The sequence below is a fragment of the Pseudochelatococcus lubricantis genome (genome assembly GCF_011762225.1).
Classification (GTDB): Bacteria; Pseudomonadota; Alphaproteobacteria; order Rhizobiales; family Beijerinckiaceae; genus Pseudochelatococcus; species Pseudochelatococcus lubricantis.
In genome coordinates, this window is the sequence record NZ_JAASQI010000011.1 from 74,122 (window position 1) to 90,853 (window position 16,732).

The window sequence follows — 16,732 nt, forward strand, 5'->3', positions numbered from 1 at the left end:
CTTGCCCGATCCTGAAGCCATCAGCCGGCAGCGCCTAGACAAATGGTTGTGGCATGCACGCATGGCGCGAACGCGCACGTTGGCGGCGCGGCTTGTCGACGAGGGACATGTGCGCATCAACGGCCGGCGTGTGACGGATCCGGCCAAGGGCGTGCGTGCGGGCGATGTGCTGACATTGGCTCTCGCCCACGCGACGCTCGTCGTCAGCGTGTGCGCCTTCGCCGAACGGCGCGGCGGAGCGCCGGAAGCGCGGCAATTGTACGAGCTGCTGAGCGGTCCTGAAGCCGCTGGCCCGGATGAGCATATGCAAAATTCAGAGACCTCCGGCGACAATACGTCGCTTGCACCGGAGGACGATTGCCGCTAGAGCAGTGCTCTCACATTGGAAAGAATCCAGATATAGCGGCCGGTGGGGATGCATGCCCATCATGTCCGTTATTTCGGGTTCTTGAAAACGCGATTTGCCCGATAGACGTTATACGATAATCTGTCGGGATGCCGGGAAGGCCGCCAGCGCAGAGTGCCCGGCCGCAGGAGAGGTGGATGCCATACGTCGTCACCGATAATTGCATTCGGTGCAAGTATACGGATTGTGTCGAGGTTTGCCCGGTGGATTGCTTCTACGAGGGCGAGAACATGCTTGTCATCCATCCGGACGAGTGTATCGACTGCGGGGTGTGCGAACCGGAGTGTCCTGCCGAGGCCATCAGTCCCGATACCGAGCCCGGCCTTGAGAAGTGGCTGAAAATCAACGCCGACTACGCCAAGATGTGGCCGAACATCACTCAGAAGCGCGATGCGCTGCCGGAGGCGACGGAGTTCGACGGCGTGGCCGGCAAGTTCGAGCAATATTTCTCGCCGGAGCCGGGCGAAGGCGATTGACGGACATCAGGCATGTCCTGCCCGCCCGTCGGGACAGCTACAGGTGGAAATCGCATCCGCCACTCTGCCGCGATTTGCATTCAGCTCGATGGATCGAAGGTGAATGCCAACTGCCGCAGGCTGAAAAACGGGTCTCATTTTCCAGTTGAGGTTTCTACGGCCTCAGGCCATCAGATTATCATATTTCTGCCATGCCTTTGGTGCATGGGGATATCGTGTTTGCCCGAGTTCAAGTCCGATTCAGTCTGGCGGCGCATTGTCGCCGCGCTTTCTGATGGCCGATTGCGGCCCGCACCCCCGGCATTGGCCGGCGGGTGGGTTAACTCTTTTGATTTTTGCCGATTTTTGTGTTAGGTTAGCCTTTATTGGTCGATCTGGTGCAGAGATACGCTGCCCGTACCCGGCAGAGGTTCAGCATTCAACGTACTGATGTGACGACGCACAACAGCTCGTCGCCGCTATGTCATGGCGTGACCATGCGGCTACGGCGGTTTGGGCTCGGCTGTTATCCGATGGCGCGTTGCCGCCGATGGGATTTTTTTGTCCGGGTGGCCCCCGGAGCGTCAGTATATCGCCTCCCTTGCGGAGGCGAGAAGGAGGCAATCACAATTATGAACAACGCCAAAAAGACTGCCCATCGCCTGGGCTTCAGGACCGGTGAGTCGATTGTCTATCCTGCCCACGGTGTCGGAGAGATCATCGCCATCGAGGAGCAGGTCGTTGCGGGTTGTACGCTCGAACTGTTTGTCATCTCGTTCGAGAAGGACAAAATGACCCTGCGCGTCCCCACCGCGAAGGCGGCGAGCGTCGGCATGCGCAAGATTGCCGAAAATACGCTTGTGGACAAGGCGTTGGAAACTCTTACCGGCCGCGCCCGGGTGAAGCGCACCATGTGGTCGCGTCGCGCGCAGGAATACGAGGCGAAGATCAACTCCGGCGATCTGATTGCGATTGCGGAGGTCGTTCGTGATCTGCACCGTTCCGATTCGCAGCCTGAGCAGTCTTACAGCGAGCGCCAGCTCTATGAAGCCGCCATCGACCGGATGGTGCGCGAGATCGCTGCCGTGAACGGCGGCACCGACACCGAGGCCATGCGCATCGTGGAGAACGCGCTGGCGCAAGCGCCCCGCCGCCCTGCCAAGAAAGCCGCCAACGAGGCACAAGCCGCGGCCGACGAACTGGAAGACGAGGCCGCCTGAACCGGCCCCAGCACGGCGCATTCTTCCTCCATCCAAACGACAAGACGACGGGCCGCCATACCCCCTCATACCGTAAGGCTAAGTGCCTTTCCGGCATGTGGTGCGTGGCGGCCCGTCGTCTTGTGGTCTATGGGTACTGCTGCATAAAACTGGGAAATGCGCGCCGTTCTCCTGATAAATTCCGTGCACGAACAAAGAGACGCGGCACGACAGCGTTTCCCGTTTAACGAATTTTGCCTTACTCCGAGATCACCTTGTAGCGTTCGCCCGGAACCAGGGCCTCATCCGGCCGCAGTCCGTTCAGCACACGGAAGCGTTCGAGCGGCTGGCTGACGCCGATCATGCGCTGGGCCAACGTTTCCGGAGTATCGCCGGCGGCGGCCGCGACAATGCGGATACGCAACGGTTTGATGGCACGTATCTCCGCTGGCGTCATCCGGCGCAGGCTGCCCAGTGCGGTCTGGAAATCCTGCTCGACGGCGGTGTCGCGCTGGCGCGTCGCCACAACGAGGCGGAAAACCGTGTTGTCGATACGGATCGCGCCGAGATAGAACACCCATTCCTTCCCCCGCGCGACGCCGGTTGCGGCCGGAAGGCCATTGATCGTCGTCAGTGTCGTGCTTTCGGTCGAAACGCCGTCGATCCAGCCGGACGACAGGAAAGCGTCAAGCTGCTCGGAAGGCGGCAGTTCCACCGCATCGAGGCGCAGGGCGAGTTCGCCGTTGCGCGCTACGCCCATCAGTGCCTGGAAAGAATTGTCGAGCGCGAAGCCCTCCGGGGCGGTGAAGGTGATGCCGAGGCGCGGGTGGCGGAAGACACGGCCGCGCACATCGCCGTTCTGCGGGTCTTCGCCCCACCTTATGCCATCGATGGCTTCGAGGTAGGCCCGCCGGCCCTTGTCCCCCATGCCGGGTGCCGAAACCTCGCGGGCGCTGCGCAAGGCAAGCGCGATACGTTGCGGCGTGCTCGGGTGCGTTGCCATGAAGCTGGCGGTCGCGGACGACTGCGCACTGCCGCTTCTGCCGAGGCGGACGTTGCGGTCCAGCGCCTCAAGGAAGCGGGCGGAGCCGTAGGGATCGTAACCCGCGCGCGCGCTGGTGCGGATACCGATTCGGTCGGCCTCCAGCTCCTGCTCGCGCGAGAAGCCGGCGATGGTGCCCTGCGCGCTGGCGCGAAACGCCTCGTCGCGGGTAGGATCTTTCAGGACCTGCACGTTGACGCGGCTGATGAGGTCCGTCTGCTTCTCAAGTTCGTCGCGTGCCGTGGCGTGGCTGGCCGTCACATGGGCCATCTCGTGGGCCATCACGCCCGCAAGTTCCGAGGCATCGTTGGCGAGCGCCAGAAGGCCGCGCGTGACGTAGATATTGCCGGTCGGCAGGGCGAAGGCATTGACCATCGGCGAGTCGAGGATTGTGACGCGGTAATGCTGGTCCGGCCGTTCGGTGGCTGGCACGAGGCGGGAGGCGAGTTCATCAAGCATGCGCTGCGCCGCCGGCGCCTGATAGGCGCCGCCGAATGCAGCGAGCAGCCGCTGGTGCTCGCGCTCTGCCCGCTGGTTTACGCCGGTGATGCGCGGCGCCGCCGGCGGCACGGCGGCGACTGCCGGCGGCTCGACCACAGGCGAGACTGCGCAGGATGCCAGAGCCATGCCGGTGAGCATGATGGCCGCAAGCTGCGGCAAGGAGCGTTGTAACGAAATTCCCTGCACGACGATCAGTCCGTATCCGAATAGGCGAGGCTTCGCGTCACTGATACCCTGATCGTGGGCGCCCGGCCAGCCGGCGATTCGACGCCTTCCCGTAGCAGGATTTCACCCCTCACCGCAACGCGCCTGCCGTCGAGGGCGGCGGCGGTCAGCCCCTGCTTCGCGAAGTCCTCCCAGTCCTTTCGGGCGATAGAGACCGAAAAGTCCCTCCGCCAGTTCGACCCGAAGTTCAGGAATGTCATGGTGCTGCGCTCTCCGACCGAAACGACCCGTCCCTCGACAATAACGTACTGGCCGGCAAATCGTTGCAACAGAGGAATGTTGCGGGCGTCGAGCGGCAGCGCAGCAGTTCCGCCCCATGCGCCGATTCCCGCGCGGCGCGCTTCCTTTTCCAGCGAAAGCAGCCGGTCCGCACAGGCCGCGGTGACGACGATATTCCGCTTGTCGCCCGCCTTCGCAGCGATTTCTTGCGGATAGAGCAACGCCGCACCCTGCGCGACGAGGTGCTCCACGAGCGTCGTGACATCTCCGCCAGCCCGAATCGCAAGATGGCCGCGATACCGACCCCAGCGGTCGGCATGTCGACTGATGGCGGCAAGCCGGATTTCCCCCCGGCCGAGAACCTTTCGGATAGCGGCAACGGCAGCGGCTTCGTCGACAAGGGCGATGCCGGAGGGGAGGACGATCCGCCCGTCGGAAAGCACAGGCTCCCCCCGCTCCGTCACCCCCTGAACGCGCAGGGCATCGTCCGGCGGTGCAACCTCCAGGCAAGCCGGAAACGCCCCGGTCGCCCCCGTCGCGGCCAGCATAAAAACGATCCCTGCAACGAACGCACGTCTCCGGCGGGCGGGGTGTCCTGAAAGGCGGGTTTCTGTGAACAGGTAGGAAAAAGGCCAAAAGAACCGCTGCAAAATCATCACGCCTATGATAGGAGAAACAACCCATTGTTGTGAAGTGCCACTTTGGTGCATTCCTGGCAAGACGAACGCCACCATCCAGATAACAGAAGGAAGGTGCGCAACGAGGCTCCCGCATGGCACAAAATGTGATGCGTGGGGCAGGGGAGATAGTGTATCGCGTATGATGGGTCCCGGTAGCTCAGCAGGATAGAGCAACGGTTTCCTAAACCGTAGGTCAGGGGTTCGAATCCCTTCCGGGACACCAATAAGCGCGTTGAAGCCCGAATAATTCGGGTACATTTATACCCGATTTCGGCGGTTCGGCGCGGAAAGTCCCAACGAGATCCTGAGGGATCGTTCGATGGCTGTTCTAATTTCTTGCGTAAGTCCTCACGCTCAACATCCTTGATGGCATCCTTGGACCGGGTCGGGGCCAGCACATGCTTGACATAGGCCGGGAATGCGGCGCCGTCGTAGACGAAGGGCGCGGTCATGCCCGTCTATTGGCGGAGCATGTCTGCCAGGGCATCACGCATCGGCATGCTGGATATCCCGAAGACGCCGCGATACGGAAAATGCAGGTCGATGATAACGAACATCGCGGTTGAAACGCAGAGGACGCCAATCGCAAGAACCGTCAGGCTCAGTGCGCGCTGTTGCACCTGAAGCCCGAAGCTGAGGAAAACCAGCGCGAGCCAGAAACTGATAACGACGGTGAATAGCCTTCCTGACGGGGCATACGTGTCGTCGATGACGGACCAGCGCCCCGCCAGAACCGTTCCATATTCCGCCCGGCATCTTGCAACGATGTTCTGCGCAGCGCCGTCTGTGGGAACGAAAGAATCGATTGCCAGACCAATGTGAGTCATCAGTTTCGTCAGCGTCGCGTCCTCTCCACGTAACATCATGTGCTGTGGATCGAGGCCGGTTTCGATCCCTGGTCCCTCCTCATCGGGCCAGGTGCTGACAATGACGGCGGCGGTGTATTGGCGCAGCTGCAGCCGCGTCGCGTCCATTTGCGGAGAGAAATTTCGCAGACATTCATCAAGGCTTGCCAGTTGCGTAGCGTAAGCCGCTCTATTGCGGTTGGCGGCGTCAAATGCGGCTTTAGACGTGGAAAGGTGAAGGCTCAGGATGAGTGCGGCAAAAGACACGATCAGACCGGTCACCAAGCGCACAGCATCCATGTTATCTTTCGAAAAGTGGCCCTCGTTGAGATGGCGCCGTAGCGCCAGCCCGCCATAGGCGCTCAAGCTGAAAAGCAGCAGAAAGCTCAACCCGTAGACGAATTCCATTTGAGAAAACCGCGATTTGGCCGCTGCCTATACTGACGCACGACAGATTGCCTGAGGCGTAGGCAAAGGGCAATGACACATGAGGGGAGCTGATTTCCTCCGGGATGAGAGCGTTCTGAACAATGTCTCTGAGCGATAGCGCCGCTACCTGCTCATCCGCATCGTCGAGGCCGTGAAAGCAGGGAAACCATCGTCCTCCAGCGTCTCGGCCGGAGGTGTGGTCATGATATGCAAGCGCGGGGAGATACTTGCGCCGCAGTGGTGATTGACTCTCGTCTAACAGCCTGTTCAATCATTGATACAAATAATGGAGGGGGCTGAAATGGCGCAACTCAGTGGGGTACAGGTCCTGTTCGAGGATCAATTCTCAATCGACGGCACGCTCAACTTTGCAGACTGGAAAATCAATAGGTGGTCTCAAACCAACAATTCGTCCTGGCTGGGCCAAACGCAGATCCGCCAGAGCTTGCCTGTCGCCGAAGGTGGCGTGGCACGAATCCGCCTGGACACCTGGCTCGACGGAAGCGGGTTCAGCGGCTCTGAGGCAATCACGAATAAGGCATGGGACTTGAGTGGTGGCGGCGTCGCTTTTGAGGGCCGGTTCAGGTTCGAAAGCTCCCAGGCGGGCATGATCGCGGGGTTCTTCGCTTACCAGGCCTTTGAGTATGCCCAAGGTAAAGAGGATCATGACGAGCTGGATTTCGAGATCCTGACCTCTCAGCTTGCCAAGATCTCTACCAACGTTTTTCTGGAGAGAACTGGTCATGATTACCCTCAATCCATCCCAATAACTGGCAGCTTCGCCGATTGGCACGTCTACCGCATAGAGTGGCTCCCCGACCGGGTCCGCTGGCTCGTGGATGGCCAAGAAATTCGCGTCGACATGGAACATGTCCCAACGCAGCCGCAGAATCTCCACATGAACCTATGGGGAGTGCCCGCCGACTGGGGGCCCGGCAGGGGTGACCCTAATGGGCCGAGTATTGGAAATGCAGGTTTTGTGCCCGCAGGAAGTGCGGCCGAGAACAAAACCTACTACTTCGATGTCGATTATGTGAAGGTGGAGCAGCTATCGACATATTTTGCCAACGAAGCCGGTGGCCCTGTGCTTGGCGCGGATAGCAACGACGTCATCTATGGCGGCATAGGAAACGATATTATATCCGGATTCGCCGGGGCCGACATCATTCAGCTTGGCGGAGGCGCCGATATTGTGTGCGATTCTTTAGCCAGTCTGCACGGCGATTCTATCTCCGGTTTTGGCATCGACGATTTACTGGACATTGATCAGGCCATCGATCGGAAGGCTGTCTCTGTCGACACGACGGAGATCGGGGTGGAAGTTTCAGTCGCCGACACGCGCTTCCGGCTCGTTGGCGACTTCTCTCAAGGCAACTTCATGACCGTGGCCCGCAATGATGGAACAGGCGCAAAAACACTGTTGAGCTTCGTACATTTTCTGCCTGACCTTCAGGAAGCGCAGGCGGTCGACCCCATCGCGATCAATGGCATCGCCAACGAGCCCTATCTCGTGGGCGACGGAGCGACGTCCTTCGCGGCGGAAATCAAGTCTGCCACTTCGAGCTTTCACAATACCCTGGGTGTCTATACGGTTGACGCAGACGGAACGATCGGGAGCGTCCGCATTCTGTTTGCCGATACGCTGAACGTCGGCAGCGAGGCGCGGACCGTCGATCTCGATACGCCGGCAGACGGTGCGCGGTTGGCCTTCTTCCTGGTTCAGGACGGCTTCGGCGTGTATGGACAACTACCTGACGATCTCTCCCTCATTACGTCAGCGGACGCCGTCGACGGCGGGGCACTCGTGCTGCGCAGCGCGACGCTGGGTAACCTTGTGACGGCGCCAGTCTTCCACTCCATCGCGGCGTTTAACCCGAATGGGGCGCCCCAGGTGCTGTCGGGCGTTGACGATGACGGCCTGCAACTATTGATTGGATTTGAGGACCTGCCGACTGATACGGGCGACAACGACTTTCAAGATGTCATCCTGGCTATCTCGGTTTCTCCGCGAGACGACTGGTGGGCGGCTTGACGAAACTGAAGACGAGTTTGCTCAAGTCCGTGCCGCCCGTGTCGGGGCCTGGATGACAAACGGGGCGGGTGCATGGCGCATCTGCCCTTTTTGCCAAATGGAATAACGATATGTTTTTCAGGAGGATAGGGGATGTAGTTGCGCGGGCTCTCCGGACGGGGATTTGGCGTCAACACGTCGCAGGGTCTCCGATCATCCCTTGCCGGGGTTCCACGATACAGTCTCATCAGCAAAATGTTCGCTCAATCGCAGGCATCGTCGTCGAGCTACGGCGGGTCGGTTGAACTATATACGAGGCTTGCGAGCGCTACGAGGGAGCGCGGCAAGAGCCAGGAAGACGGGCTCGGTCTTACCAGCCGTGTGTTGTTCGTTCGGCGGCTGGGCGGCATGAAAACTGGGCGGGGCACGGGGGAGCCTTCCCGCTCTCCGCCGGCCAGCACCCATGAGCGGGACTGAACACACGGCGCTTTCTTCATCATGCGGCTATTATCCGGATTACACGACAGGTGATGTCAGATTGGCCATCTTTATCGGATAGTCGCGGATCGTATCTTGTCCCGCCAGGCTGCTGCATGTTGCGGCAGCCTGATATCGGGTGACGGGCCGCTGGGCGATGAGCGCTGGCGTCTGTCGCCGTTTCAGCGGAATGGATGGGACAATGGCGGCGGGCGTCGAACAGGGCATCAATCCGCCATCCACGGGTGATGGCGGCGCGTACGGACTGCCAGCCGCCGCCCGGCAGATGATGGATGGACTTCAGGACGGCATCGCCCTCGGGATTCGCGGCATTGCCGACTTCGGCGGTCTGTTCGCTCCTTGGGCCGAAAAAATCGGCGCGGAAGGATATGGCTGGCTGCAGATTGCGGGGCTTGCGCTCGCGATTGGTCTTGTCGGGGCAATCGCCGGTTTCGCTGTTTACCGGTTCGCGGCTTTTCTCCTGCAGCCGCAGCGGCGCCGGTTTGCCGATTCCTTGCCCGGCAGGTTCAGGCGCGCCGGCGTCCAGCTTGCAATCGACCTTTCGGGGTTCGTCGCCTTCGCGGTGGTCACGGGTGTCCTGGCTGGCAGCGTGATACCGCAGGGTACGCTGGCGCACGATAGCGTGCAAGCGCTTCTCAATGTTGCGATAACGGCTTTGGCCTACGCGATATTCGCGCGGCTGCTGTTCGCGCCGGGCGATGCCGCCGCCCGCCTCATTCCGATCCCCAACGCAGGCTGGCATTGGAGGATGGTTGCGGCCTACGGCGCCATCGGCGGTGTGGTAGGGCAGATGGTTCGCCTCGCGCATGTGAGCGGTGCGGACGCCATCGCCATCGAAGGCTGGTTCCTTGCAGGCGCAACTGTCCTGACGCTGCTGAAGCTATGGTGGTTCATCGCTGGTGCCCGCGACATCGAGGCGGCATTCGCCGGCAGCGAACCCGGCCTGTTCAGGCGTGCGGCTGCGGCCCTTCTGCCTTATTTCTATGTCGTGACCGCGCTGGTCATCTGGGCTGTCGGCTGCCTTGCGGCCGGGAAGCCGCAAAGCACGAGCTGGAACTTCGCCGCCGGCACGACCCAGGTCACCCTGCTGCTGCTTCCCATACTGGCGCTCGGCGCGCACGCTCTTATGTCGGCAGCCGCGGCGGCACGGTTCCGGCGCCGGCAGCCCGGTGCGCTGGAGCAGGCGGCGACGGCCGCCGGCCATACCCTCGTGACGGGGGGTATCTGGCTCATCGGCGTTTATCTGATCGTCGAACTCTGGAAGCCGATCATGGCCGATGGCGCTGCCTTCGCCGCGCTGCGGCTGGTCTCGGGCGCCATGCGGCTGCTCGCGGCCGTCGTCTTCTGCTGGACGGCGTGGAGTTTTCTGAAAACCTGGTTCGAGGCTATTGCGCCCGCGCAGCGCGCGAACCTGCCCGGTGCGGATCAGGATGAAGGCCCCGGCGCCCCGGCCAGCCGCCTGCATACGGTGTTGCCGCTGGTGCGCAATGTTGTCTTCATCGCGGTTCTCGCCATATCAATTCTTGTCGTTCTCTCGTCCCTTGGTGTGAATACAGCGCCGCTACTGGCGGGGTTCGGCGTCTTCGGACTGGCTGTTTCATTCGGATCGCAAACCCTGATCAGGGATATCGTCTCCGGCATGTTCTTCCTTGCTGACGACGCCTTTCGCGTTGGTGAATACGTCGACACCGGAAAGCTGAAGGGAACCGTCGAGAAGATATCGCTGCGCTCCGTCCAGCTGCGGCACCAGAACGGCCCCCTGCACACCATTCCTTTCGGGCAGATGCAGGCGATCACCAACTACAGCCGCGACTGGAGCACCATCAAGTTCGAACTGCACTTCGACCGCGACGCGGATCCGGAGCAGATCCGCAAGACCGTCAAGAAGGTGGGCCTTGCGATGCTGGAAGACGAGGAAATCGGCAAGGAATTCCTCGTGCCGCTGAAGATGCAGGGCATCCGCGACGTGACGGACAACTCGCTCGTCGTGCGCCTGAAATTCACCGCGAAGCCCGGCAATCCAAGCTTCATCCAGCGTGAGGCGATGAAGCGCCTGTTGGCGGCGTTCCGCGAGACCGGTATCGCGCTTGCCTCCAATGCCGTCACCGTTCGCGGCGGCGAGGCCACTGCCGCTGCGGCCGCAGCTGTCCGGTTCCCATCCGGAAGAAGCAGCCCATCCGAAGCCCCCGCCGCCCACGCGAACGGATAACAGTTTCCTTGGATAGGGGGCTCGCACAGCATTTAAACTTCATCGAAAGTACTGATCTACAGTACCCTGATACTCTTTATAAAAGCATAGTCTTGAAATCGTTTGTGCGTGCGGAGGCCGAAAAGTAGTTCCGCAACTTTGCATCTGTTGATATCGGGCGATGTGCTGCTCAGCTTGCGTCGTCTGTCATGGTTGTGTCGAACCATTTCCCTCCCAGAACTGCATCCTCGGCCGTGAGGGCGTGGCCACCCTCGATACTGTGGGAATCGAGGTCGGCGCCGTTACGCCGGAACCACTCTTCCAGTGGCGATGCGAGCTGATCGTAAGGATCGTTGCCGCCGCGTATCATCAGCACCTTCGCTTCCGTCAGGTCCGCGTCCGGCAGGGGCGCGAGGACCGGCATCGCGCGCAGGAGGATGGCGCGCCGGATAACACCTGGATGCAGGGCCATGACCGCCGCGGCGAAATTCGCGCCGTTGGAAAGCCCGAGAAAGACCATACGCGCCGGATCGAGGCCGTAGCCGGCGATCGCTCCGTCGACAAAGGCAGCGAAGGCTTTAGCTTCCGAGCGGATGTCGGCCTGGTCGAACGTGGTTGCGGTGGTGCGGCGGAACCAGCGCGCGATGCCTTCCTCGTGGGAGCGCCCGCGTACGCCGAGCAGCGTAGCACGTGGCGCGATGCGGTGCGCCAGCGGCATCAGGTCCGCCTCGTTGCCGCCGGAGCCGTGCAGCAGCACGACGGTGTTGCCGTCGGGATCGTCGGGGGTATGAAAGCGGTGCACGAAGGGCAGGTCGCGGCGGGGAGGGCGGGGTTCTCCCGGCAGGGCGAACTGCGGCAGGATCACTTTCAGGGCGTCCGCACGATGTTGGTCTGATTCCGGGATGAACAGGATTCCGCCGAGCCTGTCGGCTGCCTCGTCGATGGCAAAGCCGGGCCCGTCGGTCGCCAGTTCGAAGAGCGTGCCGCCGGGTTCCCGCACGTAGAGCGAGATGAAATATTTGCGGTCGTGGAAGGTTGTCGGCGATGAGTTGAGACCGGCCAATTCACTCTCGGCCTTTCGTACCGCCTCGACGGTTTCGGCGCGGAAGGCGACGTGATCGGCCGTGCCGGTTCCGGGTGCGCCCGGCACATAGCCGGAGGCGTCTCTGATATCGACGGCGTCGGTATCGGATCGCAGTCGGGTGATCGCTCCCGCTCGCGCCTCCTGCCGGTAGCCGAAGCGGCTGACGAAAGCCGCTGTCTCCTCCGGCGTATCAGTCAGGATCGTGACCGCGCGCAGCCGGGTGATGGCGGCGGGATCGCCGTTTTCGTGGTTTGCGGGGGAAACGTCTGCGCCGACGAGCTTGACGATGATACCGTCGGGGTCTCTCAGCCGCAGGACAGGCTCGCCGAATTCGCGTGACGGCCCCTCGACGGGGACGCCTCGCGCCAGTGCCCGCGTCAACCATTCCCCGATGCCGGATGGCGGCACGGCAAAGGCGATCTCGGAAACCTGACCGTTGCCGACACGGCCCTGCGCGCCGTCCTCCCAGACGAGGAAGGTGACCAGCGAGCCGGGTGACCCCGTCCGGTCGCCGTAGAAGAGATGGAGTTGCTCGCTATCCTCGAAGCCGCCCGTGCGCTTGACGAGGTGCAGGCCCAGAAAGCCGGCGTAGAAATCGACGTTGGCCTGCACACGCCGGGTGATCAGCGTCACGTGGTGAATGCCGGTGGAAAACGTGTCGGTCATGCGCTGGCCATCCTCTTTCGTCCCTTCTCCCATATGCCGCTACGAATTGTGCTTCAATCCCCGATCCGGCCGCGCAGGTACGCGGATTATGGCGTATCCCCGTCATGCATCTGAAGCAAGCCAGGGACAGGCTGCACGTCACGTATGCGTGTGCGCTCCGTCTCCCTCACGGCCAGTCCGCGAAGGAGGCGCCGCCGATGTGTGCCGTGCCGCCCGCGTCGCGAACCCTTGCGCGGAAGGTCGAGGGCGCCATCCGGCTTTTTCTCTTGAAGAAATGGCTGAACTCGGTTGCGTCGCCGAAACCGAGCGAATGGGCGATCTCCTGAATCGTCTCGCCCGACCTTTCCAGCCGGATCGCCGCCTCGCGCATCATCCGCTGATGGACGAGCTGCAGCGGCGAACGTTGCAGGCTGCGCCGGCAGATGCTGTGCAGGCGGTCATATGTGACCCCCAGAAGAGCCGCATAGTCGGCCACGGACATCCGTGAGCGGAAATGCAGTTCCACCAGCCGCCTGAAGCCCTGAAGCAGGTGCAGTTCGCTGCTGCGTCCGAGCGTGGCGGGATCGAAGCTGCCTTCCCGCCAGAAGGAAATCAGCAACAGCCGCAGACAGGCCACGACGGCCATCTGCGATCCGCGCGTTTCACGGTGCATCTCGCGATGGATCTGTTCGGCGAGATGCACGAGATCGGGAATGAAGCGGCCGTCCTCTCCCTGTGCCACGACAAGGCGCGCGCTCACCGTTTGCAGGAGACCGGATTCCGCCTTTGCCCCGACTGCCTCTGTCAGCACCGGGGGGGCGGCACCCAGCAGCCAGCCGCCCGCACCCGCGCCAAGCCTGACGGCCATGGCGGGCGCCGGGGGCAGAATCATCGCGACGGGGCCTTCGAGACGATGTCCGCTGTCGTCGGCTTCGATCGTGACGTCGCCGGTTTCCACCAGCAGGAAATGGGTGAACTCCTCATACATCCCGCGTGACGGGCGCAGGATGACGCTGCGCAGGGCGGGGCGAAGCGGCTCGGCCCGAACCAGACTTGCGAGCGTCTGGACATCGCGGGGCAGGGTTTCGTTGGGCATGAAAAGAACCAGAAAAGCACAAGACATGCCCATAAAATGACATTTCAATCGCCGCTGCAAGGCTTAACCTTTTAAGTGTTCCGAAGAGGGACCGGAACGGACGCCAAATGAAGACAAGCGCCGGTGAACGGTCCGCCGCCCTGTGCGGCGCGATCACACGCCGGCCGCGGATCCCGGAAAGGGATCCTGGGGAGGTAAACCATGGCCGCAGTCGCGCCGGAGGGCGTGCGCCGCGCTTCCGCGATCGCCCCTGTTCGCGGGCCGGCGGGCGAGTTCGAAAGAATCGATCCCGCATCGGGAACCGTTGCCTCGCGCGCGCCGTCCTGCCGCGCGCGGGAGGCGGTAGCTGCCGCCAATGCCGCGGCGAGGGCTTTCGCGAGCTGGTCCGCGACGCCTCCGCAGGAAAGGCGCCGCATCCTGATGCGCGCGGCGGCGCTGATCGAGACCCGCGCGGCCGAGATCGGGGAGACGATGCGGGCCGAGATCGGCGCGACCGACCTGTGGCTGCGCTTCAATATCGAAGTGGGGCGGCAGCATCTGGAAGAGGCGGCCGCCATGGTGACGTCGGTAACGGGCACCGCCACACAAGGGCCGGACGGGCTGTCCTTCGCCTTCCGGGAGCCGGTGGGCGTGTGTCTCGCCATGGCGCCGTGGAATGCGCCCTTCGTGCTCGGATTGCGGTCCGTCGCCACGGCATTGGCCTGCGGCAACACGGTCGTGCTGAAGGCGTCCGAAATATGCCCCGCGACACATCTGCTGATCGGAGCCGTCTTCGCGGGGGCGGGTCTGCCCGACGGCGTCCTGAACGTCGTCACGCACGCGCCGGAGCACGCTGCCGAGGTCGTGGGCGCGCTGATTTCGCATGACGCCGTGCGCCGGGTGAACTTCACGGGATCGACGCGGGTCGGCCGCATCGTGGCGGAGACGGCGTCCCGGCATCTGAAGCGGTGCCTGCTTGAGCTTGGCGGGAAAACACCTTTCGTGGTGCTGGAGGACGCCGATCTCGATGCTGCTGCGGACGCCGCGGCTTTCGGAGCGTTTTTCAATCAGGGGCAGCTCTGCATATCCACCGACCGGGTGGTCGTGCTGGAGCCGGTGGCCGATGCCTTCGTGGAGAAGCTGGCCGCGCGCGCGGCGCGGCTCAGGGCGGGGGACCCACGCACGGGCGCCTGGCCGTTGGGGCCTGTCGTCAGCACCGCTGTCGCGCGCAGGCTCGCGGAGCTGGTGCAGGACGCCGTGGCGAAGGGCGCGCGGCTGCGCGCCGGTGGTCCCGCCGACAACACCTTCATGGATGCGACGGTGGTCGATCATCTCGCGCCCGGCATGGCGCTCTACACGGAAGAATGTTTCGGGCCCGTGGCTGGCATCTGCCGTGTCGCGACCGAAGACGAGGCCGTCAGCATCGCCAACGATACCCAATATGGGCTTTCGGCGGCCGTCTTCAGCCGGGATGTCGGCCGGGCGCTCGCCGTTTCGCGACGGATCGAGAGCGGCATCTGCCACATCAATGCGCCCAGCGTTTCCGACCGACCGGACGTGCCCTTCGGCGGGTTAAAGGACAGCGGCTATGGCCGCTTCGGCGGGCCGGCGGCGCTCGATGAATTTACCGAACTGCGCTGGGTGACCGTCGCGGCGGGCGGGCGGGAATACCCGTTCCTGCAGCAGGACCCGTGAGGCGGCGGTCCCGTCCTCACCTCCCGGCCGGCGCCGGACCAACTGCTTCTTGAAGGAGAATGTCATGTCAACTGAATTGCTGATCAATGGCCAGGCCGTCGCCGCCACCGGAAATCGCACCTTCAGCCGGCTCGATCCGGTGACCGGCGAGGTGGCGACTGTGGCCGCCGCCGCCAGCGTCGCCGATGCGCTTGCCGCTGTCGCCGCCGCGCAGGCCGCCTTCCCGGCATGGTCGCGCACGAGCCCGCAGGACCGGCGCGCGCTGCTGAACAGGGCGGCCGACATCATGGACGCCAGGGCGTCCGATTTCATCGCCGCCGCCGTGGCCGAGACCGGCGCGACCGCGCCGTGGATCGGCTTCAATGTGGCGCTGGCCGCCAACATCCTGCGTGAGGCCGCGAGCATCGTGACGCAGGTCGGGGGTGAGATCATCCCCTCGAACAAGCCCGGCACCCTTGCCACGGCTGTGGCGAGGCCCAAGGGCGTCTGCCTCGGCATCGCGCCGTGGAACGCGCCGGTAATCCTTGCCACACGCGCCGTCGCCACGCCCGTGGCGGTCGGCAATACGGTCGTGCTCAAGTCGTCCGAACTCTGCCCGGAAACCCAACGCCTGATCGGGCAGTGTTTCCTCGACGCGGGCTTCCCGCCGGGCGTGCTCAACGTCGTCTCGAACGCGCCCGAGGATGCCGCCGAAGTGGTGGAAGCACTGATCGGCGCGCCGGAAGTCAGGCATGTGAACTTCACCGGGTCTACCCGCGTGGGCCGCATCGTCGGCCGTCTCGCCGGCGAAAACCTGAAGCCGGCGCTGCTGGAACTGGGCGGCAAGGCGCCGCTGGTCGTGCTGGCCGATGCCGATATCGATGGCGCCGTGAACGCGGCGGTCTTCGGCTGCTTCATGAATCAGGGCCAGATCTGCATGTCGACCGAGCGGGTCATCGTGGACGAGAGCATCGCCGACGCCTTCGCCGAAAAGTTCGCCGCCCGTGCGGCCGCGCTGCCGGCGGGCAACCCGCGCGGGCACGTGGTTCTGGGCGGCCTTGCAACGCCCGGCGCCGGTGAGAAGATGGATGCCCTGATCGCCGACGCGGTGGCGAAGGGCGGCAAGGTGCTGGCCGGCGGCACGCGGGATGGCGCGGTGGTGGCCGCGACGGTGATCGATCACGTCACCCCCGGGATGCGGATTTATGCCGAGGAGAGTTTCGGCCCGGTCAAGCCCATCATCCGCGTAAAGGGCGACGACGAGGCCGTGCGTGTGGCCAACGACACCGAATACGGCCTCTCGGCCGCCGTGTTCAGCCGCGATATCGGGCGCGCGCTCGCGGTGGCGGACCGCATCGAAAGCGGCATCCTCCACATCAACGGTCCCACGGTCGCGGACGAACCGCAGATGCCCTTCGGCGGCGTGAAGGCCTCGGGCTACGGGCGCTTCGGCGGCAAGGCTGGAATCGCCGAATTCACGGACCTGCGCTGGCTCACGATCGAGGATCCGAACCAGCATTACCCGTTCTGACGGGCTTCTCGCATAAATCATAAGG

General features: G+C 63.2%; 13 protein-coding genes and 1 tRNA gene. 8 read left to right on the forward strand and 6 right to left on the reverse strand.

The features are described from left to right. Positions 1 to 19: 19 nt before the first annotated feature. From FHS82_RS18700 to FHS82_RS18710, 3 genes are all read left to right on the forward strand, one after another. Positions 20 to 367, forward strand: coding sequence for an RNA-binding S4 domain-containing protein (locus tag FHS82_RS18700; RefSeq protein WP_377594410.1), 348 nt, complete (start codon positions 20 to 22; stop codon positions 365 to 367). Between the two features lie 176 nt (positions 368 to 543). Further along, positions 544 to 882, forward strand: coding sequence for a ferredoxin FdxA (fdxA, locus tag FHS82_RS18705; protein WP_166955776.1), 339 nt, complete (start codon positions 544 to 546; stop codon positions 880 to 882). A 611-nt stretch (positions 883 to 1,493) separates the two neighbouring features. Beyond that, positions 1,494 to 2,081 carry a CarD family transcriptional regulator gene (locus FHS82_RS18710; protein WP_166955778.1) on the forward strand — a complete coding sequence of 196 codons (588 nt, stop codon included), beginning with the start codon at positions 1,494 to 1,496 and terminating at the stop codon, positions 2,079 to 2,081. A gap of 238 nt (positions 2,082 to 2,319) precedes the next feature. Here the strand turns inward: FHS82_RS18710 and FHS82_RS18715 are convergent, their stop codons facing one another. Together FHS82_RS18715 and FHS82_RS18720 are read right to left on the reverse strand one after the other, a co-directional pair. Next, positions 2,320 to 3,789, reverse strand: a complete 1,470-nt coding sequence (locus tag FHS82_RS18715) for a M48 family metalloprotease (protein WP_343042626.1) — start codon at positions 3,787 to 3,789, stop codon at positions 2,320 to 2,322. Between the two features lie 5 nt (positions 3,790 to 3,794). After that, positions 3,795 to 4,595, reverse strand: coding sequence for a hypothetical protein (locus tag FHS82_RS18720; RefSeq protein ID WP_166955780.1), 801 nt, complete (start codon positions 4,593 to 4,595; stop codon positions 3,795 to 3,797). 278 nt (positions 4,596 to 4,873) lie between these two features. On the opposite strand from FHS82_RS18720, the gene FHS82_RS18725 reads away from it, so the two are divergent. After that, positions 4,874 to 4,950: transfer RNA gene (locus FHS82_RS18725), tRNA-Arg, on the forward strand. Between the two features lie 235 nt (positions 4,951 to 5,185). On the opposite strand, the gene FHS82_RS18730 is transcribed toward FHS82_RS18725, so the two are convergent. Further along, positions 5,186 to 5,980, reverse strand: a complete 795-nt coding sequence (locus tag FHS82_RS18730) for a bestrophin-like domain (protein ID WP_166955781.1) — start codon at positions 5,978 to 5,980, stop codon at positions 5,186 to 5,188. 322 nt (positions 5,981 to 6,302) lie between these two features. Here FHS82_RS18730 and FHS82_RS18735 point away from each other — a divergent pair, with 322 nt between their 5' ends. After that, entirely contained in the window at positions 6,303 to 8,033 is a 1,731-nt protein-coding gene (locus tag FHS82_RS18735) for a family 16 glycosylhydrolase (protein ID WP_166955783.1), read from the forward strand. Between the two features lie 475 nt (positions 8,034 to 8,508). Here FHS82_RS18735 and FHS82_RS18740 read toward each other — a convergent pair whose 3' ends face one another. Beyond that, positions 8,509 to 9,138, reverse strand: a complete 630-nt coding sequence (locus FHS82_RS18740) for a hypothetical protein (RefSeq protein WP_166955785.1) — start codon at positions 9,136 to 9,138, stop codon at positions 8,509 to 8,511. Between the two features lie 27 nt (positions 9,139 to 9,165). Between FHS82_RS18740 and FHS82_RS18745 the strand changes: the two genes are divergently transcribed. Then, the gene (locus FHS82_RS18745; RefSeq protein WP_208394342.1) at positions 9,166 to 10,719 is read left to right on the forward strand and encodes a mechanosensitive ion channel family protein; all 1,554 of its coding nucleotides are present in this window, start codon (positions 9,166 to 9,168) and stop codon (positions 10,717 to 10,719) included. Between the two features lie 169 nt (positions 10,720 to 10,888). On the opposite strand, the gene FHS82_RS18750 is transcribed toward FHS82_RS18745, so the two are convergent. Both FHS82_RS18750 and FHS82_RS18755 read right to left on the reverse strand, forming a co-directional pair. Beyond that, positions 10,889 to 12,448, reverse strand: a complete 1,560-nt coding sequence (locus tag FHS82_RS18750) for a VOC family protein (RefSeq protein ID WP_166955787.1) — start codon at positions 12,446 to 12,448, stop codon at positions 10,889 to 10,891. A gap of 166 nt (positions 12,449 to 12,614) precedes the next feature. Beyond that, the gene (locus tag FHS82_RS18755) at positions 12,615 to 13,523 is read right to left on the reverse strand and encodes a helix-turn-helix transcriptional regulator (protein ID WP_166955788.1); all 909 of its coding nucleotides are present in this window, start codon (positions 13,521 to 13,523) and stop codon (positions 12,615 to 12,617) included. Between the two features lie 201 nt (positions 13,524 to 13,724). Here FHS82_RS18755 and FHS82_RS18760 point away from each other — a divergent pair, with 201 nt between their 5' ends. Further along, positions 13,725 to 15,197 carry an aldehyde dehydrogenase family protein gene (locus FHS82_RS18760; protein ID WP_166955789.1) on the forward strand — a complete coding sequence of 491 codons (1,473 nt, stop codon included), beginning with the start codon at positions 13,725 to 13,727 and terminating at the stop codon, positions 15,195 to 15,197. 64 nt (positions 15,198 to 15,261) lie between these two features. Continuing rightward, positions 15,262 to 16,707, forward strand: coding sequence for an aldehyde dehydrogenase (locus FHS82_RS18765; RefSeq protein WP_166955790.1), 1,446 nt, complete (start codon positions 15,262 to 15,264; stop codon positions 16,705 to 16,707). Positions 16,708 to 16,732: the final 25 nt, after the last annotated feature.